General features: G+C 69.1%; 16 protein-coding genes. 8 read left to right on the top strand and 8 right to left on the bottom strand.

Annotated features, from left to right (window positions below):
• Window positions 1-8 precede the first annotated feature (8 nt).
• Window positions 9-2,531, top strand: a complete 2,523-nt coding sequence (fhuE, locus tag JHD82_RS09950) for a ferric-rhodotorulic acid/ferric-coprogen receptor FhuE (RefSeq protein ID WP_199136267.1) — start codon at window positions 9-11, stop codon at window positions 2,529-2,531.
• Between the two features lie 128 nt (window positions 2,532-2,659).
• On the opposite strand, the gene JHD82_RS09945 is transcribed toward fhuE, so the two are convergent.
• Together JHD82_RS09945 and JHD82_RS09940 are read right to left on the bottom strand one after the other, a co-directional pair.
• Window positions 2,660-2,917 (bottom strand): hypothetical protein, encoded by a 258-nt coding sequence (locus tag JHD82_RS09945; RefSeq protein WP_012205115.1) that lies wholly within the window; start codon window positions 2,915-2,917, stop codon window positions 2,660-2,662.
• A 3-nt stretch (window positions 2,918-2,920) separates the two neighbouring features.
• Complete coding sequence (locus JHD82_RS09940; protein WP_199136265.1) at window positions 2,921-3,301, bottom strand: hypothetical protein; 381 nt, start codon at window positions 3,299-3,301, stop codon at window positions 2,921-2,923.
• Between the two features lie 632 nt (window positions 3,302-3,933).
• Between JHD82_RS09940 and JHD82_RS09935 the strand changes: the two genes are divergently transcribed.
• Genes JHD82_RS09935 through JHD82_RS09910 form a run of 6 tightly spaced genes read left to right on the top strand, consistent with a single transcriptional unit; the run spans window position 3,934 to window position 11,053 of the window.
• The gene (locus tag JHD82_RS09935; RefSeq protein ID WP_199136262.1) at window positions 3,934-4,260 is read left to right on the top strand and encodes a DUF3649 domain-containing protein; all 327 of its coding nucleotides are present in this window, start codon (window positions 3,934-3,936) and stop codon (window positions 4,258-4,260) included.
• Between the two features lies 1 nt (window position 4,261).
• Window positions 4,262-5,977: a PepSY domain-containing protein gene (locus tag JHD82_RS09930; protein WP_199136329.1), complete on the top strand. Its 1,716-nt coding sequence runs from the start codon at window positions 4,262-4,264 to the stop codon at window positions 5,975-5,977.
• The gene (locus JHD82_RS09925) at window positions 5,974-6,351 is read left to right on the top strand and encodes a DUF3325 domain-containing protein (protein ID WP_199136260.1); all 378 of its coding nucleotides are present in this window, start codon (window positions 5,974-5,976) and stop codon (window positions 6,349-6,351) included. Before JHD82_RS09930 ends, JHD82_RS09925 begins: the two co-directional genes overlap by 4 nt.
• A 49-nt stretch (window positions 6,352-6,400) precedes the next feature.
• Window positions 6,401-7,588 (top strand): efflux RND transporter periplasmic adaptor subunit, encoded by a 1,188-nt coding sequence (locus JHD82_RS09920; RefSeq protein WP_199136259.1) that lies wholly within the window; start codon window positions 6,401-6,403, stop codon window positions 7,586-7,588.
• Window positions 7,588-9,594: an ABC transporter permease gene (locus tag JHD82_RS09915; RefSeq protein WP_199136327.1), complete on the top strand. Its 2,007-nt coding sequence runs from the start codon at window positions 7,588-7,590 to the stop codon at window positions 9,592-9,594. The genes JHD82_RS09920 and JHD82_RS09915 overlap by 1 nt, the downstream gene beginning before the upstream one ends.
• 1 nt (window position 9,595) lies before the next feature.
• Window positions 9,596-11,053, top strand: coding sequence for an efflux transporter outer membrane subunit (locus JHD82_RS09910; protein ID WP_199136257.1), 1,458 nt, complete (start codon window positions 9,596-9,598; stop codon window positions 11,051-11,053).
• Between the two features lie 70 nt (window positions 11,054-11,123).
• Here the strand turns inward: JHD82_RS09910 and JHD82_RS09905 are convergent, their stop codons facing one another.
• The 4 genes from JHD82_RS09905 to JHD82_RS09890 form a co-directional block, all read right to left on the bottom strand.
• A complete protein-coding gene (locus JHD82_RS09905; protein ID WP_012205123.1) occupies window positions 11,124-12,398 on the bottom strand; it encodes an acyl-CoA dehydrogenase family protein in 1,275 nt (424 codons plus the stop codon).
• A 79-nt stretch (window positions 12,399-12,477) separates the two neighbouring features.
• A complete protein-coding gene (locus JHD82_RS09900) occupies window positions 12,478-13,563 on the bottom strand; it encodes a phosphotransferase (protein WP_012205124.1) in 1,086 nt (361 codons plus the stop codon).
• 151 nt (window positions 13,564-13,714) lie between these two features.
• Window positions 13,715-14,434 carry a Crp/Fnr family transcriptional regulator gene (locus tag JHD82_RS09895; protein ID WP_012205125.1) on the bottom strand — a complete coding sequence of 240 codons (720 nt, stop codon included), beginning with the start codon at window positions 14,432-14,434 and terminating at the stop codon, window positions 13,715-13,717.
• A 170-nt stretch (window positions 14,435-14,604) separates the two neighbouring features.
• Window positions 14,605-16,143: a 3-hydroxyacyl-CoA dehydrogenase gene (locus JHD82_RS09890; protein WP_199136255.1), complete on the bottom strand. Its 1,539-nt coding sequence runs from the start codon at window positions 16,141-16,143 to the stop codon at window positions 14,605-14,607.
• 127 nt (window positions 16,144-16,270) lie between these two features.
• Here JHD82_RS09890 and JHD82_RS09885 point away from each other — a divergent pair, with 127 nt between their 5' ends.
• On the top strand, window positions 16,271-18,904 hold the full coding sequence (locus tag JHD82_RS09885) for a FimV family protein (protein ID WP_233174684.1): 2,634 nt from the start codon (window positions 16,271-16,273) through the stop codon (window positions 18,902-18,904).
• Between the two features lie 58 nt (window positions 18,905-18,962).
• On the opposite strand, the gene thiE is transcribed toward JHD82_RS09885, so the two are convergent.
• Window positions 18,963-19,886, bottom strand: coding sequence for a thiamine phosphate synthase (gene thiE, locus JHD82_RS09880; RefSeq protein WP_199136253.1), 924 nt, complete (start codon window positions 19,884-19,886; stop codon window positions 18,963-18,965).
• A gap of 11 nt (window positions 19,887-19,897) precedes the next feature.
• The coding region (locus JHD82_RS09875) for a thiazole synthase (protein ID WP_199136251.1) at window positions 19,898-20,474 on the bottom strand (577 nt) is incomplete at its 5' end.

Below are 20,474 nucleotides of genomic sequence, written 5' to 3'. Positions count from 1 at the left end.
GCCTTTCCATGCGCCCTCAGACCATGCGCCAGAACTCCATGCGGCAGACTGCCGCCTCCACCGTCCGCCCATCCCAGGCGGCCCCGGCGTTACGTCCGGTGGCGCTGGCGCTGCAGGTGCTGTGCGCGGGCACGCTGGCGGGGCTGGCTGCCGCAGGCGCCCTGGCTCCGGCACAGGCCTGGGCGCAGCCCGCTGCCGGTGCTTCGCAGCAACGCCAGTACGACATTGCAGCCGGCCCGCTGGAAAGCGTGCTCAACCAGCTCGGCCGCGAGGCCGGCGTGCTGGTCACCTTCGGCTCGGCCGTCACCGAAGGGCTGCGCAGCGGCGGCGTGAGCGGGCGCTTCACCGTGGAGCAGGCGCTGGACCGCGCCTTGCTGGGCACGCCGCTGGCGGCCGTGCGCTCGGCCGGTGGCGGCTACACCCTGCGCGAGATGCCCGTGGTGCCGGCCGCCTCCGCTGCGGGTGCGGCAGGCGCGCCGTCCTCCCAGACACTCAGGACCGTGCTGGTCACGGCCTCGGCCCAGGCCAGCCCCACCACCGAAGGCTCGGGCTCCTACACCACGCCGGCCACGGCGGCAGCCACGGGCCTGAGCCTGTCGCTGCGCGACACGCCGCAGTCCGTCAGCGTGCTCACGCGCCAGCAGATCGAGGACCAGGGCCTGCTCTCGCTCAACGACGCCATGCGCAGCGTCACCGGCATCCATGTCGTCAGCTCGGACAGCGACCGCTCGGACTTCTACTCGCGCGGCTTCTACGTGGACAACCTGCAGTACGACGGCGTGCCCACCTCCATCGGCCTGTCGTTCTACGGTGATTCGGGCAACGACACCACCATCTATGACCGCGTCGAAGTGGTGCGCGGCGCCACGGGTCTGCTCACGGGCGCGGGCAATCCGTCGGCCTCCATCAACATGGTGCGCAAGCATGCCAACAGCAAGGTGTTCACGGGCTCGGCCTCGGCCAGCGTGGGCTCGTGGAACCACCATCGCGGCACGGTGGACCTGTCCATGCCGCTGACGCAGGACGGCCGCATCCGCGCGCGCGTCGCAGGCATGGCCGAAGAGCGCGACTCCCATGTGGATCTCTACCACGCGCGCAAGCAGGTCTTCTACGGCGTGATCGATGCCGACCTCACGCCCGACACCACGCTCAGCGTGGGCGCCGACTACCAGTCCAACCGGCCCACCGGCTCGACCTGGGGCGGCCTGCCGCTGGTCTTCACGAACGGCATGCCAGCCGACTGGAGCACCTCCAAGACCACGGCCGCGAACTGGACGCGCTGGAACAGCACCAACAAAAACATCTTCGCCAACCTGCAGCACCGCTTCGGCAACGACTGGAAGCTCAAGGCCAACTTCGTGCACCGCGACAGCGCCTACGACGCCAAGCTGCTGTACCTCATGCGCCAGCCCGACATCACCACCGGCCTGGGCATGGCAGCCCTGCCCAACTACTCCGAATACAGCTTCCAGCAAAACAGCGCCGACCTGCAGGTGACGGGCGGCTGGGAACTGGGCGGGCGCCGCCATGAGGCCGTGGTCGGCCTGACCAGCAGCCGTGCCCGCGAACACAAGGCCGGCCATGCGCGCACCAGCCCCCTGCAGGACGTGGGCAACTACTACCAATGGGACGGCTCCTATGCCGAGCCCACCTGGGGGCCGCTGACCACCAGCAGCCTGGACCACACGCGCCAGGACGCGCTGTACGGCGCGCTGCGCCTGTCGCTGGCCGATCCGGTCAAGCTCATCGTGGGCGGGCGCCAGAGCAGCTGGAAGGTGCGCAGCCTGAGCGAGAACCGCTCGCACGATGTCTTCATCCCCTATGCCGGCGTCGTACTGGACCTGAGCGAAGGCTTCTCGGCCTATGCCAGCTACACCGACATCTTCCAGCCCCAGAACTACCGCGACCGTGGCGGCAGCTACCTGGACCCCGTGGCGGGCAAGAGCTTCGAGATCGGCATCAAGGGCGAGCACCTGGACGGCAGGCTCAACAGCTCGCTGTCCGTCTTCCGCATCCAGCAGGACAACGTGGCCCAGCTGGACGAAGGCCAGGTCGTGCCCGGCACCACCGACTTCGCCTACTACGGCGCCAAGGGCGTGACCAGCAAGGGCTTCGAGGCCCAGGTCTCGGGCGAGCTGGCCACGGGCTGGAACCTGTCGGCCGGCATTGCCCACACCGTCGCGCGTGACGCCCAGGGCCTGTCCATCAACGCCTGGGCGCCCAAGACCCAGGCCCAGCTGTTCACTTCCTACCGCCTGCCCGGTGGATGGAATCAGCTCACCGTGGGCGGCGGCCTGCAATGGCAAAGCCGCACCCGCGCCAGCGTCTTCGTGGCGGGCAATGATCTGGTCTTCGAGCAGAAATCCTTCGCCACCGCCAGCCTCATGGCGCGCTATGCCTTCAGCCCCAGGCTCTCGCTGCAGCTGAACCTGAACAACCTCTTCAACAAGAAGTACTACGTCAACATCGACGGCCAGGGCCAGTTCGGCACGCCGCGCCAGGCCATGGCGGTGCTGAACTACAAGTGGTGAAGCTTTCCCTGTGAGGATGGGGTGGAGTTGGCGCGTCAGCAGCCGAGGACGGCGGTGCAGGCCGCTGGCCTCCATTGCGGAGCCAGCAGCCCTTGCAAAGTCATTGCGGGGTAGGCGGCGGATGGGGGCTACACCACGCGCCGGGCCTCCACCTTCACATGGCCGGCCAGCAGGTCGGCGCTGTCGCGGATGGCACGCAGCGCATGGGCCAGGGCCTGCTGGCTGTGGTGCTCCTGCGGTGCATGCACTGCCGCCAGGGCCAGTTGCGCCAGGGCCGAGATCTCGGTGCAGTTTTCCTGCACGCTGCTGTGGATCTCGGTGATGGCGCTGGTCAACTGGTGCAGGCTGGGGGGCTGTGTCCTGGGGGTGTCCTTGTCCATGGCCATGCCTCAGCCCTGCGGGCGCACCGGCTCATGGGTGCGGCAGTCGAGCAGTTGCGCCATGGCTTTGGCGGCGGCCTCAGCCGCTTCGGCGCGGCGCATCTCGGCCGCGTCTTCGAATCCGCAGCCCATGGCCTGGGCCTCGGTGCCGGCGTAGTCGGCCAGCGTCTCGGCACTGTCGCGGATGCTTTGCAGGGCGCGGGCCACCACGTCCATGTGGCGATGGCCCTTGGGGGTCTCCAGCCATGCCAGGGCGAGCTGGGCGATGGAGGAGATCTCTGCACAGCCTTGCTGCACAAGATGGTCCACCTGGGTGAGGGCATTGGACAGCTGCCGGGTGCTGTGGCTGTCCGTGGCGGATTTGGGCTGGTTTGGCTGGGTGGAGGTCATGCCATGTCCCTCCGTGTCTGGCGCTGCGTGGATGGCAAGCGTGAGGGAGGGAGCGCGCAAAGACAGGGCGCGCGGGTCTGCCCGAGAAAAACGGTACTCATGTTTCGATGCTCCATTACGTATCGAATCCACGGGCCATTGCAATCTGCATTGGCTGGTGGATTCGGTGTGCAAGCCTCGCTTTCGGAGAGGCGGTGCCGCTTGCTAATGGGTGTTTTGAAGCACCGGCCCCGGGACAGGGGGCTGGTGCGGATGATAGCGCGTGCGGCGTGCGCAAAGTCGCTTCGCGGCCCGTTGCACCTTGCCATCTCGCCCTTTCAGGGATGGCCCAGGGACCGCTGAAAGAGCCCGGCATGCGTTGCTTTTATTGAGAATGATTCTTCTTTACGCGGTTATGATCCAGCCCCATGGATTTGTCCGCCTCCTTCACCGCACTCCGCGTGCAGGGTGAGCGCCAGCCCCATGCCGGCCTGCGGGCGGGCACAGCAACACCGGGCGTAGGCCGGCAACCACCCAGGCCGCTGTCCATTGCGGCTGGCCTTTTTTTCAATCTCGTTTGTCATGTATCAGGAGGGCCATCACGGCCATTGCTTTCGGCATTTGCATTGCCGCTTTTCTGAACAACCCAATACATGTCCCTTTCCCATTCCGGCCAATCCGGTCATTCCGCCAAACCCACCCATCCGGGCCTGCTTGTGGTTTCCCGCCTGCTGGCCGCCGTCTTTGGCGGCTATGCGCTGGCCAGCGCGCTGGCGGCCTTCCTGGCCGCTGCGCTGCCCGGCGCGCGTGTCGATGCCGTGCTGGCCGGCATGCAGTGGAGCTTTGCGCTGCACGCGCTGGCGGTGATCTGGGCGTTCTCGCCGGTTTCGGCGGGCCGGGTCTGGCTGGGGTTGCTGGTGCCTGCGGCCCTGATGGGCGGCGCCGCGCTGCTGCTGGCACGCAATGGCGGGGGCCTTTGAGATGGCCAAGGCGCAGATCAGCAAGGTCCCCGGCAGCGGCGCTGCCACGGGCGGTTTCCGCCAGGCCCAGGCCTGGCTGCATACCTGGTGCGGGCTGTGGTTTTCGTGGCTGCTGTTCGCGGTGTTCCTCACGGGTTCGCTGGCCGTGTTCCAGGAAGCCATCACGCACTGGATGACGCCCGAGCACCATGCCGAGGAGGCGGCCGAGGCGGCAGCGCGCGCCGCCGCGCCGGCCGGGCAGGGTGCGGACCTGGGCCAGCGCCTGGCCTGGGGCGCGGCCTACATGCAAAAGCACCACCAGGGCGCGCAGATGTGGGAGATCTGGCCGTCCGACGACAAGGGCGGCGGCGACCTGCATGTCTACTGGTTCGACGCCAACCGCCAGTACGCCGATGCCGAGCTGGACACCGCCACGGGCGAGGAAATGGCGGCAGGCCACGGCCATGGCGCCGCGCGCGCCACCATGGGCGGCAACCATTTCGTGGATTTCCACTATGAACTGCATGCAGGGCAGGTGGGGCTGTGGGTGATCGGCATTGCCGCCATGGCCATGCTGGTGGCACTGGTCAGCGGGGTGATCACGCACAAGCGCATCTTCAAGGACTTCTTCACCTTTCGCGCACGCAAGGGCCAGCGCAGCTGGCTGGACGCGCACAACGCCGTGGCGGTGCTGACGCTGCCCTTCCAGTTCATGATTGCCTATACCGGCATCGCCATCTCCAGCCTGAGCTTCATGCCCGTTGGCGTCTGGACGGTCTATGGCACGGACCAGGCCGCCCGCACGGCCTTCATCGCCGACATGACCGAGGCCGGGCCGCCCGCGCCTTCCGGCAAGCCCATGGCCGTGCCGGATCTGGAGCCATTTGCGCGGCGCGGCCAGGAGCTGATGGGCCAGGCGGTGCGCGCGGTGGTCGTCAACCATCCCGGCGATGCATCGGCACGCATCGGCGTCTACGGCTGGAACAGCGATGACCGTGCGCATCAGCGCCTGAGCCCCAATTCGGGCATGGCCATGTTCTCGGCCGCCACGGGCGAGGTGCTGCAGGTACGCCTGCCCGGCGGCGCCGACGGCGGCGCCCCCTCGCTGGCCCAGGCGGTCATGGGCGGGCTGCACATGGTCAAGTTCGGCGGGCTGGCCATGAAGTGGCTGTACTTTCTGTGCGGCCTGGCGGGCGCGGCCATGATGGCCACGGGCGCCATTCTCTTCATGGTCAAGCGCCGCAGCCGCCACCAGGGCGAGTTCGGCAGCGCCACGGCGCGCGTGTACCGGCTCATCGAGGGCCTGAACGTGGCGGCCATCGCCGGGCTGGGCCTGGGCTGCATCGGCTACCTGTGGGCCAACCGCCTGTTGCCCGTGGGCCTGGCGCACCGCGATGACTGGGAGCTGGCCGTGTTCTTCGGGCTGTGGGGCCTGGCGCTGGTGCATGCGCTGGCCTGCGCGCCGGCCACGGCCTGGCGCCAGCAGATGGGCCTGCTGGCCATGCTGTGCCTTCTGCTGCCGCTGCTCAACTGGATCACCGTGGGCGAGCCGCTGTCGGCCCACATGCTGGAGGGCGACTGGGAAAGCGCCGGGGTGGAGCTGTTCTGCCTGGCCACGGGGCTGGCGGCCGCCTGGGCCTGGCGCTGGCTGGCGCGGCGCGGCGCAGGTGCCGCCGCCAAGGCAAAGATGGCCAAGGGGCAGGCCGCCGTGGCAGGCCCCTCGGAGGTGCAGGCATGAGCACGTTGCACGCATCCCTGGCCGCACTGGCCCTAGCCTTTGCGGGCATGGCGGCCCTGGCCTTTGCCATGGACCGCCACTACGAACAATTGACCGGCGCGCGCGAGCTGCCGGCCCGCCGTGGCCCGCAGTTGCGCGGCCTGGGCACGGCGCTGCTGGCGCTGGCCCTTGTGCCCGTTGTCTCGGGCTGGGGCGGTACGGTGGGCACGGTGGCCTGGCTGGGCTTTGTGTCCGCCGGCGCGCTGATGGCCGTGGCCCTGATCAGCGCCCATGCGCGCTGGGCGGCGCGGCTGGCCTGGTTGGCTGGCGTGCTTGCCGTGGCGGATTTGGCGTGGATTGGTTTCAGTTTCGGTACTACGGGGTTTTTCAGATGAGTTTCCTGCTTTCGTTCCAGTTCGGGGTGTGTGTGGTCGGGAGGCAAGCATGACGCGCACGCAGCAACGCTGGAAAGCCATCGCCGTGGCGGTGGTCCTGTTGGCGGCGGCCGGGGGCGCGGCCGCCTGGTGGTCCAGCCGGCCTGCCGTGGCCTACCAGACCGAGACCGTGGCGCGCACCGATATAGAGTCCACCGTCACGGCCATCGGCACGCTGCAGCCACGCCGCTATGTGGACGTGGGCGCCCAGGTGTCGGGCCAGGTCACCCGGCTGCGCGTGGAGCCCGGCGCCCAGGTGGAGAAGGGCGCGCTGCTGGTGGAGATCGACCCCAGCGTGCAGCGCGCCACGGTGGATGCGGGGCGCGCCTCGCTGGCGGGCCTGCGCGCCCAGCTGGCCGAGCAGCAGGCGCTGCGCAAGCTGGCCGAGCAGCAGCTCACGCGCCAGCGCCAGCTGGCCCGCGACGGGGCCACGCGCGAGGAAGACCTGCAGACCGCAGAAGCCAACCTGGCCGCCGCCGGCGCCCGCATGGAGCACCTGAAGGCCCAGATCGACCAGACCCAGGCCACGCTCAAGGCCGACGAGGCGCGCCTGGGCTATACGCGCATCTACGCGCCCATGGCGGGCACCGTGGTGTCGGTGGAAGCGCGCGAGGGCCAGACGCTGAACGCCACCTACCAGACGCCCAACATCCTGCGCATTGCCGACCTGTCGGCCATGACGGTGTGGACCGAAGTGTCCGAGGCCGACGTGCGCCGCGTGCGCGACGACATGCCGGTGTACTTCACCACGCTGGGCGGCGCCGACCAGGCCAGGCCCCGGCGCTGGTCCAGCAAGGTGCGCCAGGTGCTGCCTTCGCCCTCTACCAGCCAGGCGCCGGCCGGCGGCAATGCGGGCCAGGCGCCTGCGCCCGCCACCAAGGCCGTGGCCTATACCGTGCTGTTCGATGTGGACAACGAGGACGCCGAGCTGATGCCCCAGATGACGGCCCAGGTGGTCTTTGTCACCGGCCAGGCCGCGCAGGCACTCACCGTGCCGCTGATGGCCGTGACTGACAAGGGCGGCAGCGCGCACACGGCCCGCGTGCTGGACGCCAAGGGCCAGCCCGGGCAGCGCACCGTGCGCCTGGGCGTGCGCAGCCGCCACCAGGCCGAGGTGCTGGAGGGCCTGCAGGAAGGCGAGCGCGTCATCGTCGGCGAGACGCCTCTGGACCGTGGCCCGCGGTGGCTGCAATGGTGATGGCGCAGGGCATGCAGGCCGGCGCGCCGCTGACCGCACCGCTGACGGCACCCTTGATAGCACTGCGCGGCATCACCAAGCACTACGGCGGCGGCGACAGCGGCCAGCCCGCCGTCACCGTGCTGCACGGCATCGACCTGGAGATACGCGCGGGCGAGTTCGTGGCCGTGGTGGGCAGCTCGGGCTCGGGCAAGTCCACGCTGATGAACATCCTGGGCTGCCTGGACCGGCCCAGCGAGGGCAGCTACCACTTCCAGGGCCAGGACGTGGCCACGCTGGACTCGGACGCGCTGGCCTGGCTGCGGCGCGAGGCCTTCGGCTTCGTCTTCCAGGGCTACCACCTGATAGCCAGCGAAAGCGCCAGCGAGAACGTGGAAATGCCCGCCATCTACGCGGGCCTGCCCAAGGAAGAGCGCGTGCGGCGCGCCCGTGCGCTGCTCGAGCGCCTGGGCCTGGGCTCGCGCCTGGGCAACCGGCCCAACCAGCTGTCGGGCGGGCAGCAGCAGCGCGTGTCGATTGCGCGCGCGCTGATGAACGGCGGCCAGATCATCCTGGCCGACGAGCCCACGGGCGCGCTGGACTCGCACAGCGGCGCCGAAGTCATGGCCCTGCTGCGCGAGCTGGCCGATGCGGGCCACACCATCATTCTCATCACCCACGACCGCACTGTGGCCGCCCAGGCGCGCCGCGTGATCGAGATCAGCGACGGCCGCATCACCAGCGACAGCCAGCGCGACGATGCCGCAAATGGGGTGAAGGCGGGCGCCGCTGCCCTGCCGCTCACGCCGCAGCGCAGCAGCGCCGGCGCGCCCTGGCTGGCCGAGCTGTTCGAGGCCGCGCGCAGCGCCTGGCGCGGCATGCGCATGAACCGCGTGCGCACCAGCCTGACCTTGCTGGGCATCGTCATCGGCGTGGCCTCGGTCATCGTGATGCTGGCCATTGGCGAGGGCGCGCGGCGCAAGGTGGTCGAGCAGATGGGGACCATGGGAACGGCCATCCTCTACATGGGCAGCAAGCCGCCGGCCACGGGCGGGCCGGCCGGGCAGATGACCGAGGAAGACCTGGCCGCCGTGCGCGAACTGCCCGAGATACGGCGCGTGATGCCCGTGATCGGCGACCCCATCACCGTGCGCTACGGCAAGGCCGACAAGCAGATCTACGTGTTCGCGGCCAGCGAGGAGATGCCCCTGGTGCACCACTGGAAGCTGGCCCAGGGCCGCTACTACACCGAGGCCGAGGACCGCGACCTGGCGCCCCTGGTGGTCCTGGGCCACAAGGCGCACCAGCACTTCTTCCCCGGCACGCCCAACCCGCTGGGCCGCCAGCTGATCATCGGCACATCGGCCTTCGAGGTCATCGGCGTGATGAGCGAGCGCGGCGCGGACTCGGGCGCGCAGAACTATGACGACATGGTCTTCATTCCCTACCGCTCGGGCCGGGCGCGCGTCTACCAGTCGCAGACCCAGCCCGACTATGTGGTGATCGAGGCAATGTCCTCCGACGTGGTGCACGAGGCGGAGGAGGCCATGCGCAAGCTGCTGCTGGCGCGCCACGGCGGGCGCGAGGACTTCAGCATCGGCAACGCGGCCGCGCGCATCCAGGCCGAGGCGGCCACGCGCCAGAGCATGGCGGTGATGCTGGGCCTGATTGCCGCCGTCTCCCTGGTGGTGGGCGGCATCGGCGTGATGAACGTGATGCTGATGACGGTGCGCGAGCGCACGCGCGAGATCGGCATCCGCATGGCCACGGGCGCGCGCCAGCGCGACATCCTGCGCCAGTTCCTGACCGAGGCCAGCCTGGTCACCTTCGTGGGCGGCACGGTGGGCCTGCTGGCCGGCCTGGCCGTGGGCGTGGTGCTCATCGTGGCGGGCGTGCCCGTGGTGTTTTCGGTGCGCGCCATGCTGGGCGCCTTTGCCTGCGCCGTGGTGACGGGCCTGGTGTTCGGCTACATGCCGGCCAAGACGGCGGCGCGGCTGGACCCGGTGCGGGCGCTGGCGGGAGAGTGAGATGAAAGACATGAACGACAAGACGCTGGGAAATGCGCGCCTGGGCTGCATCGCCCTGGCCCTGGCTGCGCTGGGCGGCTGCGCCGCGCAGCAGACGATGCCGGACAGGACAGCGCCTGCGCTGGCCGCTTCGTGGAAGCAGCAGGGCGAAGCCGTCCCTGCCTCTGTTTCACCGCAGTGGTGGCAGGCCTTTGGCAGTGCGGAGCTGGGCGGCATGGTGCAGGCCGCCCAGGACCAGAGCCTGGACATGGCTGCCGCCATGGCCCGCGTGCGCCAGGCCGAGGCGGCCACGCGCCAGGCAGGCGCGGCGCTGCTGCCCTCGCTCAATGGCGAGCTGCGCGCCCAGCGCATGAACCATGCACAGGTGGCGGGCGGGCAGGCCAGCGTCTACGGCGCCGCGCTGACGGCCTCGTATGAGGTGGACTTCTGGGGCCGCAACCGCGCCACGCGCGATGCGGCGGCCGCGGCCTGGCAGGCCAGCCGGTTTGACCAGGACACGGTGCGCCTCACGGTCACCGTCCAGGTGGCCCATGGCTGGCTGCAGGCCGTGGCGCTGCGCGAACGCCAGGCCATTGCGGCGCGCAACGTGGCCAATGCCGAGCGGCTGCTGGGCCTGGTGGAGTCCCGCGCGCGCGCGGGTGCCGCCACCCAGCTGGAGTTGGCCCAGCAACGCGGTCTGGTGGCCAGCCAGCGCCAGGCCCTGGCCACGCTGCGCCGCCAGGGCGAGGATGCCGATGCCACGCTGGCCGTGCTGCTGGGCCAGGCCCGGCGCCCCGCGCTGGCCACGGATTCGCTGCAGGCCCTGCAGCTGCCCGAGATCGGCGCAGGCCTGCCCACGCAACTGCTGCAGCGCCGGCCCGACATTGCCAATGCGGAAGCGCAGCTGGCCGCCGCCAGCGCCAACCTGCAGGCCGCCCGCGCAGCGCTGTGGCCCCGGCTGACCCTCACGGGCAGCGCGGGCACCAGCGCGGGCCGCGCCAGCGACTGGCTGCGCGAGCCGGTCTATTCGCTGCTGGCCGGCCTGGCCGGCCCCATCTTCGACGGCGGCCGTCTGGCGGCCGAGCGCGATGGCGCCCAGGCCCGGCGCGAGGAGCTGCTGGCCGGCTATTACAAGTCCATCGTCGCCGCCTATGGCGATGTGGACCTGGCGCTCAACGCCGTCCACGGCCTGAAGGCCCAGGCCGAGGCCCAGGCCGAGGTGCTGGCCCAGGCCCGCCAGGCCGTGTCGCTGGCCGAGCTGCGCTACAAGGCCGGGGCGGAAAGCCTGCTGTCCCTGCTGCAGGCCCAGACCACGCTGTACGCGGCGCAGGACGATGCCGTGCTGCAGCGCCTGCTGCAGCTGCAGGCGCGCGTGGCGCTGTACCGGGCGCTGGGCGGGGGATGGGAGGCGCCTGCCATGGGCACTGAAATGCCGGAAAGGCAGGCACAAAAAAGCCAGGAGGCATTGCCACCTGGCTGAGAGGGGAGGGGCAGGGCCGCCACCCGGCCCTGCCGGGTGCGCGGCCTCAGGCCTCAGGCTTGAAGCCTGCTCAGCTGCCGCGCGTGATGGGAACGCCGGCATCCTTGCCGTAGGCGCCGTACTTGCCCAGCTCCCACTTGGCGATGGCGTTGCGGTGCACCTCGTCCGGGCCGTCGGCAAAGCGCAGCGTGCGCGCGTGGGCGTAGGCGCTGGCCAGCGGGAAGTCGTCGCTCATGCCGCCGCCGCCGTGCACCTGCATGGCCCAGTCGATGACCTGGCAGGCCATGCTGGGAGCCACGACCTTGATCATGGCGATCTCGCTGCGTGCCACCTTGTTGCCCGCAATGTCCATCAGCCAGGCGGCCTTGAGCGTGAGCAGGCGCGCCATGTCGATGCGGCAGCGCGCCTCGGCGATGCGTTCCTGCGTCACGGTCTGCTGGGCCACGCTCTTGCCGAAGGCGATGCGCGAGCTGGCGCGCTTGCACATCAGCTCCAGCGCGCGCTCGGCCAGGCCGATCAGGCGCATGCAGTGGTGGATGCGGCCGGGGCCAAGGCGGCCCTGGGCGATCTCGAAGCCACGGCCCTCGCCCAGCAGGATGTTGCCCACGGGCACGCGCACGTTCTCGAAGTACATCTCCATGTGGCCGTGCGGCGCATCGTCATAGCCCATGACGTTGAGCGGACGCACGATGCGGATGCCGGGCGCGTCGCCGGGCACGATGATCATGCTTTGCTGCGAGTGCTTGGGCGCGTCGGGGTCGGTCTTGCCCATGGTGATGAAGACCTGGCAGCGCGGATCGCCGGCACCCGAGATCCACCACTTGTGGCCGTTGATCACGTACTCGTCGCCCTGGCGCTCGATGCGGGTGCAGATGTTGGTGGCGTCGGAGGAGGCCACCTCGGGCTCGGTCATGGCGAAGGCCGAGCGGATCTTGCCTTCCAGCAGCGGCTTGAGCCAGCGCTCCTTGAGTTCGGTGCTGCCGTAGCGCGCAATGGTTTCCATGTTGCCGGTGTCGGGCGCAGAGCAGTTGAACACCTCGCTGGACCATGGCACGCGGCCCATGATCTCGGCCAGCGGCGCGTATTCCTGGTTGGTCAGGCCGCCGCCCTTGTAGCCAGCGGCCTCGGCGCTGTCCACGGGCAGGAACAGGTTCCACAGGCCTTGCTCCCGGGCCTTGACCTTGAGCTTCTCGATGGTCTGCAGCGGCGTCCAGCGCTTGCCTGCGGCGGTGTTGGCTTCCATCTCGGCGGCATAGTCCTTTTCGCCGGGATAGATGTGCTCGTCCATGAACTTCAGCAGGCGTTCCTGCAGGTCCTTGGTCTTGGGCGAATATTCAAAGTCCATGGATGCGCTCCTTCTCTTGGCTTGTCGCTTGTGGTGGAAACGGGGTGATCGGTGAGTGTTGGGGGCTGGTCTGGATGGCTCAGCTGCGCTGGGCGAAGGACCAGGCCAGCTCGGCCATGGGCCGGGCCGTGTCGCCCGAGGCCTTGGCCTGGGCGCTGGAGGCCGTGCCGGCCTCCACGCGCTTGGCGATGCCCTGCAGGATGGCCGCGATGCGGAACATGTTGTAGGCCATGTAGAAGTTCCAGTCGGCGCGCAGCGTGTCCACGTCCTTGAGGCCCGTGCGCTCGCAGTAGCGGCGGATGTATTCCTCTTCGTCCGGAATGCCCAGGGCCGCCAGGTCCTTGCCTGCGATGCCCCGGCCCAGCGTGGCGGGGATGTGCCAGCTCATGCAGTGGTAGCTGAAGTCGGCCAGCGGGTGGCCCAGGGTGGACAGCTCCCAGTCCAGCACGGCGATGACGCGCGGCTCGGTGGGGTGGAACATCAGGTTGTCCAGGCGGAAGTCGCCGTGCACGATGGACACGCGCGAGGCATCCAGCGCGCTGGCCGGCATGTGGGCGGGCAGCCACTGCATGAGCTGGTCCATCTCGGGGATGGGCTGGGTGACCGAGGCCACGTACTGCTTGCTCCAGCGGCCGATCTGGCGCTCGAAGTAGTTGCCGCTCTTGCCGTAGTCGGCCAGGCCCTGGGCCGCGAAGTCCACGGTGTGCAGGGCCGAGATCACGCGGTTCATCTCGTCGTAGATGGCGGCGCGCTGGGCCGGCTCCATGCCGGGCAAGGACTGGTCCCAGAGCACGCGGCCTTCCATGCACTCCATGATGTAGAAGGCGCGGCCGATGATGGACTCGTCCTCGCACAGCGCATACATGTGGGGCACGGGCACGTCGGTGCCGGCCAGGCCCTTCATCACGCGGAACTCGCGCTCGATGGCATGGGCCGAGGGCAGCAGCTTGGCCACGGGGCCGGGCTTGGAGCGCATCACGTAGCTGCGGCCCGGGGTGATCAGCTTGTAGGTGGGGTTGGACTGGCCGCCCTTGAACATCTCCACCTGCAGCGGGCCGGCAAAGCCCTGCACATGGCCCTGCATCCAGGCGGTGAGCGCGGGCACGTCGAATGCGTGCTGGTCGGAGACGGGGCGCGTGCCTACGAAATGGTCGAAAGTGCTCATGGGGCAGTCAGTCCTGTGATCGGTTCGGAAACCGGTTCTAGAAAGGGGTGCGGCCGCGCGGCACGGGCGCGGCAAGGCACCGGCCGGCGCGAACGTCCGGTCGGTGGAAGGGATGTGGCAGGGAAAAGGCCGCGGCGCTGGCCGCGCAGGTTCAGGCGTCGGGCGCGGCGATGCGCAGCAGCGTGTCGCGGTCGCAGACCACCAGGCCGCCCGGCTCGATGCGGATGGCGTTCTCGCGCTCCATGGCCTTGAGTTCCTGGTTCACGCGCTGGCGCGAGGCGCCCAGCAACTGCGCCAGTTCCTCCTGCGCCAGGTGCAGGCCGATGCGGATCTCGCTGCCATCCGACAGGCTGGTCACGCCGTAGCTGCGCACCAGGTGCAGCAGCTGCTTGGCCAGGCGCGCGCGCAGCGGCAGGGTGTTGAGGTCCTCGACCAGGCCGTAGAGCTGGCGGATGCGCCGTGCATGCAGGCGCAGCATGGCTTCCGAGAACTCCACATGCATGGACAGGATTTTCTTGAAGTCGGTCTTGGACACGCACAGCAGCGTGGTCTCGCCGTGCGCATAGGCATCGTGCGTGCGCTTGTCCCCGTCCAGGATGGCCACGTCGCCGAACCAGATGCCCGGCTCCACGTAGTCCAGCGTGATCTGCTTGCCCGTGATCGAGGTCGAGCTCACGCGCACCGCACCGCGGGCGCAGGCGATCCATTCCTCGGGCGGTTCTCCGCGTGCGCAGATGAGCGTGCCATCTTTGAACCGTTTGACGTAAGCGCATCGAAGAATGTCGTGCCGAAGCGATGGAGAAAGTGATGAAAACCAGCGACCGGAATTGATCGCTTCACGTTCTTCGATGGTAAGAATCGGGTCGTCCATGGCCTGTCTTTTGCGTGACTGATGACGGTCACATTGTCGCGTGTGGGACCGCCGCGGCGCAGCATGCCGCCGGCGGGCCTGTCACTTCGGTGTCTGGGCCTGCCGAAAACGGGGCAGGGCGGCGAAAAAAAGGCGACCCGTTGTGCATCGGGGCGCCGGCTTTGCAGGGCTTATGGCTCCTCGTGCGTGAGGCTCAGCCCCAGCGCGCCACGGCGGCGCAGCCAGGGGCTGGGGCGGTAGCGCGGGTCGCCGTAGACGGTCTGCAGGTTGAACAGGACCTCCAGCATGTTGGTGGGGCCCCAGCGGTCGCCCATGGCCAGCGGGCCCATGGGATAGCCCAGGCCCAGGGTCACGGCCTTTTCCAGATCGGCCGGGCTGCCGATGCCCTGCTGGCAGATGTCGCTGGCGATGTTGACGATGGAGCCCACCACGCGCTGGGTGACGAAGCCGCCGCTGTCGCGGATCACGCTCACGGCCTTGCCGTCGCTCGCAAAGAGCACATGGGCGGCATCGCGCATGTCGGTGCGCGTGGCCGGCGTGGTGGCCAGCACGCGGCGGCGCGTGTCGGCGTCGGCGATCAGCATGTCGATGCCCATGGTGCGCGTGCAGTCCAGCCGCTCCACGGCAGCCACCGTGGTCACGTCCAGGCCCAGCGGAGCCACCAGGATCAGGGCCTGCTCGGTCGGTGCCTGCGCGGTTTCAATGCGTGCGCCCAGGCTCTTGAGCAACTGGTAGATCTCGTTGCGCCGGGCCGCGCGTGCGGACACCCAGACCGGTGGCAGCGTCTGCACCTGCGGCACGGCAGGCTCGGCAGGCTGCTCGGCGCGGCCTTCGGCATAGCGGAAAAAGCCCTGGCCGGTCTTGCGGCCCAGCAGGCCGGCCGCCACGCGCTGCGCGGCAATGGGGCTGGGGCGGTAGCGCGGCTCCTGGTAGTACTGGTGGTAGATGTGCTCCATCACGGCATGGGTGACATCCAGGCCGGTGAGGTCCATCAGCTCGAACGGGCCGAGCTTGAATCCCACCTGCTCGCGCAGGATGCGGTCGATGGTGGCGAAGTCGGCAATGCCTTCCTGCACGATGCGCAGCGCCTCGGTCACATAGCCTCGGCCCAGGTGGTTGACCAGAAAGCCCGGCGTGTCCTGCGCACGCACGGGCGTGTGGCCGAAGCTGCGCGCGAACTGTGCCAGCGTGGCGCAGGTGGCCTCGTCCGTGGCCAGGCCGCGCACGATCTCCACCACCTTCATCAGCGGTGCCGGGTTGAAGAAGTGAAAGCCGGCAAATCGCTGCGGGTGCTTGAGCGCCGTGGCCAGCGTGGTGATGGACAGGGCCGAGGTATTGCTGGCGATGAGGGTCCCGGGCGCAACGATGGCCTCCAGCTCGCGCAGCAGGGCCTGCTTGGCATCCATGCGCTCGACGATGGCCTCTATCACCAGATCGCAGTTCTTGAAGGCATCGAGACCGTCCACCACCGTCAGCCGGGCCTTGCAATCTGCGGCCTGCTCACTTGTTATTTTTTGTTTCTTTTGCAGCGTGTCCCACAGCCCAAGCAGCTGTTGTTGCGCTTGTGCGGCAGCACCGGGACGGGCATCCTGCAACAGCACCCTGGCGCCTGCCTGGGCGGCCAACTGGGCAATGCCTTGCCCCATGATGCCTACGCCTATCAATCCGACGCTCCTGATAGGAGAAATGTTGTTTTGGTTCATATACATAGAGGAGGTGTCCTACAGGTGTCTATGCAAAAATGCAAGCGTTCAAAGAAAGGCTGATGTGAGAATTTGTAGCACCATTCTCGGCGTCGCCCTGTCCTCCATGGCCTGGAACGCGTCCGCATTGTCGTTGGGCAGTCCTCGAGGCAACGTGGTGCTGGGCGCTCCGTTCGACCTGGTGGTGGGCTTGCAGCCCGATAGCGGCAACGATGCCGGCAACTCCTGCGTGCGCGCCGAGCTGCTGGCCGGTGACAGGCCCATCGAATCCTCGCGCGTCAGTGTCAGCCCGACCTCGTCGGGCAAGGCCGTGCGGGTGCAGGCCCGCTATACGGTGGACGAGCCCATCGTGACGCTCAAGCTGTGGGCGGGCTGCGAAGGTGGCGGCATCAGCCGCAGCTATACGCTGCTGGCGCAGCTGCCCGAGTCGGTGGATGCCACGGGCAATCAACCCATCAATGTGCGGGAGCTGGCGGCAGCCCAGCCGGCGCTGGCGGCCGCGGGTGCCGCTGGTGCCGCTTCCGACCCATCTTCGACTTCTTCTTCCCGTCCGGCCGCTGGCCGCAGCGCCCGGGCCGAGTCCAGGCCCGCAGCGGTGCCCGTTGCCAAGGAACCGAAACCCCAGCCCAAGCCAAAGCCCCAGGCCAAGCCCAAGGCGGCGGCCGAGAAATCCAGGCCGCCCGTGGGCGTGACCGCCCAGGCCCAGGCCGGGCAGTTGCAGGCGGGCCTGCGCATCGAACCGCGCCTGCGCATGGAGCCGGTGGAGGAATGGCTGGGCACGGGCGGCACGCCGGGCGCCGCTGGAGCAGCCGGAACACCCGGAACACCCGAAGGCGGCGCCGCATCTGCGGCTCCCATGTTCGATGCCGGCAGCGAGCAGCTGGCCGAGGCCAACAAGCGCGTGCAGGCGCTGGAGGCCGAGATGGCGGCCTTCAAGAAGCGCGACACCGCCGACCGTGGGCAGCTGGCCCAGCTACGGGCCGAACTGGAGGCCATGCGCCAGGAGTCCGGCGGCTCGTCGTGGCTGTTCAATGCGCTGCTGCTGGCGCTGATCGCTGCCGTGGCCGTGATCGCATGGATGGCCTGGAAAATGCGTTCGGGCGCCTCGCTGTTCTCGCGCGAGCCGGATGCCTGGCGGGAATCGGTGGAGCGTTCGTCGCAGGACCCCTTGCCGTCTACCCCGCCGCATGTGCGCGATGACGAGATCCACACCCTGCCGCATTCCCTGGATCCCCATAGGCCCACGCGGCCCATGGCCCCCAGCCTGCGTGAGCACCGGCCTGCGGCACCGCAGCAGGACGACCGCCGGGGACCGGATACCCTGGCTTCGCCCTACGTGCAGCGCGGCGCCCAGATGCGCCCCGGCGTGACCTATGAGCTGCACGAGGATGTGGACCCTGGCGACTTCGGCCCGGCCACCATTCCCGTGCCTGTGTCCGTGCATGCCGAGCTGGAAACCGAGCCTGCGCCGCAGGCCCCGGCACCTGTGCGCACGTCCGGGCCCGAGGCCATCAAGGCCAGGCGCATGGTGCAGCCCGGCGAACTGTTCGACGTGCAGCAACAGGCGGAATTCTTCATCTCGGTGGGCGAGCACCAGCAGGCCATCGAGCTGCTGCGCTCGCATATCGACACGCATGAGGATTCCTCGCCGCTGGCCTATCTGGAGCTGCTGCACCTGTACTACACGCTGAGCCGCCGCGACGATTTCGACCAGCTGCGCGCGCGTTTTGCCAGGCATTTCAACGCCCGTGTGCCGGCCATGCCGGGCTTCACCGACAAGGGCAGCAGCCTGCTGCAGGGCTATCCCGAGCAACTGGCACGCATCGAGGCCCTGTGGCCGGTGGACGAAGTCGAAACTTGCCTGGCGCACTACCTGTTCAAGCAGGACGGTGCACCCGACCCCGATGCGCCGGCTCCCTTCGATCTGGCCGCCTTCGACGACCTGCTGCTGCTGCTGTCCATTGCGCGCACCTCACCTGCCGGAACACGCGGCGAACCCGGCCCGCGCGAGCGCACCACGCCGCGCATGGTGGCGGGCACGGCCGCAGCCGGCGCAGCCACGGCTGGCGCTGCTGCCTTCACAGCGGCGGCAGAAGCCACGCCGGCGCAGGCTCCTGCATCCGCGGCCACGGGCGTGGACTGGATGGCAGAGCTGCAGCCGCCGATAGAACCTGCACAGCCGCAGCCGGCCTCTGTGACGCCGCTGGAGCCTGGCCTGGAGTTCACCCCCATGGACACGCTGCCCCTGTCCACGGGTGCAGTCGGTGGCGGCGACAAGCCTGCGAGCGGCGCACCGGACTCGTTGTCCGCACCGCTGCACTTCGAGCTGCAGCCCCTGAACTTCGATCTGGATCAGGCCGGCCAGCTGCCCGCAGGCCAGGTGCGCGCCGTGCCCCTGGGCGAGGCGCCTTCCTTCATCCACGATGAGTCGGCACCGCTGCTGGACATAGACCTCACGGACCTGGGCGAGAACGAGCTGCCGCATGTCGACGTGCCCTCGCGCTTTCCGCCCGTGACGCTGTCGATGCCCGGTTCGGGTGCCGTGGGTTTCAGCAGCCACAATCTCAAGGCGCCGCTGGACATGGACCTGGCGCTGGACAAGTGGGAGCTGGAGCCGCCCGACACCGTGCGTGAGCACCGTGGCCTGGACGAGCCGCTGAGCCGCTCGGTGGACATGCTGCTGTCGCGCGAGACCGACCCGGCCTTTCGTAGCTCACCACAGGCTCCGTCGCCGCAGGCAGACGACAAGGATCCGCCCAAGGGTTGAGGCAGTGAAAAAAAAGGGAGCATCTGCTCCCTTTTTTGTTGGAGTGCCCAGCAAGAACTCAGTCGGCAGCGTGCATGCTTGCGAGCAACTGCTGCGCTGCCGCTTCCGGATCCTCGGCATTGACCAGTGCCCGCACCACGGCCACCGAGCCTACGCCCGTGGCGCGCACGGCCGGGAACTGGTCGGCCGAGATGCCGCCTATGGCCACCAGCGGATAGCGCTGCATCAGGCGCACATAGGCGTTCAGGCGCGCCAGGCCCTGCGGAGCCGTGGCCATTTTCTTGAGCGTGGTGGGGAAGACGGCGCCCAGCGCGATGTAGCTGGGCTGCACCGCATGGGCACGCACCATTTCGGCATAGCCATGCGTGCTCACGCCCAGGCGCAGGCCCGAGGCGTGGATGGCCTGCAGGTCGGCGCCGGCCAGCGCATCCAGGTCTTCCTGGCCCACATGCACGCCATAGGCGCCGGCATCGATGGCCTCGCGCCAGTGGTCGTTGATGAAGAGCAGGGCGCCCGTGCCTTCCACGGCGGCCACGGCGGCGCGCACTTCGCGGGCGATGGCGTCGCGGTCCTCGGACTTGAAGCGCAATTGCACGGTGGGCACACCGGCGCGGGCCATGCGTCCCACCCATTGCGCATCGGGCAGCACGCCGTACAGGCCCAGGGACCTTGGGCACTCCGGGAAGGCCAGTGCGGGATCGGCCCCCTCCAGGCCGAAGTCGCGCGGATCGTCGGGCCATAGCGTGGCCTCGAAGCGGCCCCTGCGCAGCGTCTGCGCCTGCCAGGCACAGGCCAGCGTCTCGGCGTCGATGGCGATGAAGCCCAGGGCGCTGCAGGCCTGCAGCGCCGCAAGATAGGCCGGCTCCTGGCGCTGTGCCTGCGGCACGGGCTGCGAGGGCAGGGCGGAGCCTTCAGGGGCAAAGGTGGCGCCGTGCAGGCGCACGATGGCATCTGCCCAGGATTGGATGGAGTCGTTGCTCATGGCCGGTCTCCTCAGCCGTGGTGCCAGAACGGCGTGCCCAGCACGGGCGTGCTGGGCTGGGCGGCAGACTGCTCAGCCATGGCGCCGGCGCGGTGGGCGGCGTGGCCGGCATTCACGGCATCGGCAAAGGCGCCGGCCATGGCGACGGGATCTTCGGACAGGGCCACGGCCGTGTTCAGCAGCACGGCGTCATAGCCCCATTCCATGACCTGGCAGGCATGCGAGGGCCGGCCCAGGCCCGCATCCACGATCAGCGGCACCTTCAGGCGTTCGCGCAGCGTCTGCATGGCATAGGGGTTGACGGGGCCGCGGCCCGTGCCGATGGGCGCCGCCCAGGGCATGACGGCCTGGCAGCCCACATCCACCAGGCGCTGGCACAGCACCAGGTCCTCGGTGGTGTAGGGCAGGACCTGGAAGCCGTCCTTGATGAGGATGGAGGCGGCCTCGACCAGGTTCAGCGTGTCGGGCTGCAGGGTGTAGTCGTCGCCGATCAGCTCCAGCTTGATCCAGGGCGTCTCGAAGACTTCGCGTGCCATCTGGGCCGTGGTCACGGCTTCCTGCACGGTCATGCAGCCGGCGGTGTTGGGC

The organism is Delftia sp. ASV31 (assembly GCF_016428765.1).
GTDB classification, from domain to species: Bacteria; Pseudomonadota; Gammaproteobacteria; order Burkholderiales; family Burkholderiaceae_C; genus Comamonas; species Comamonas acidovorans.
The sequence above is the reverse complement of the archived record's forward strand: the minus strand, read 5'-3'. Positions and strand labels throughout refer to the sequence as shown.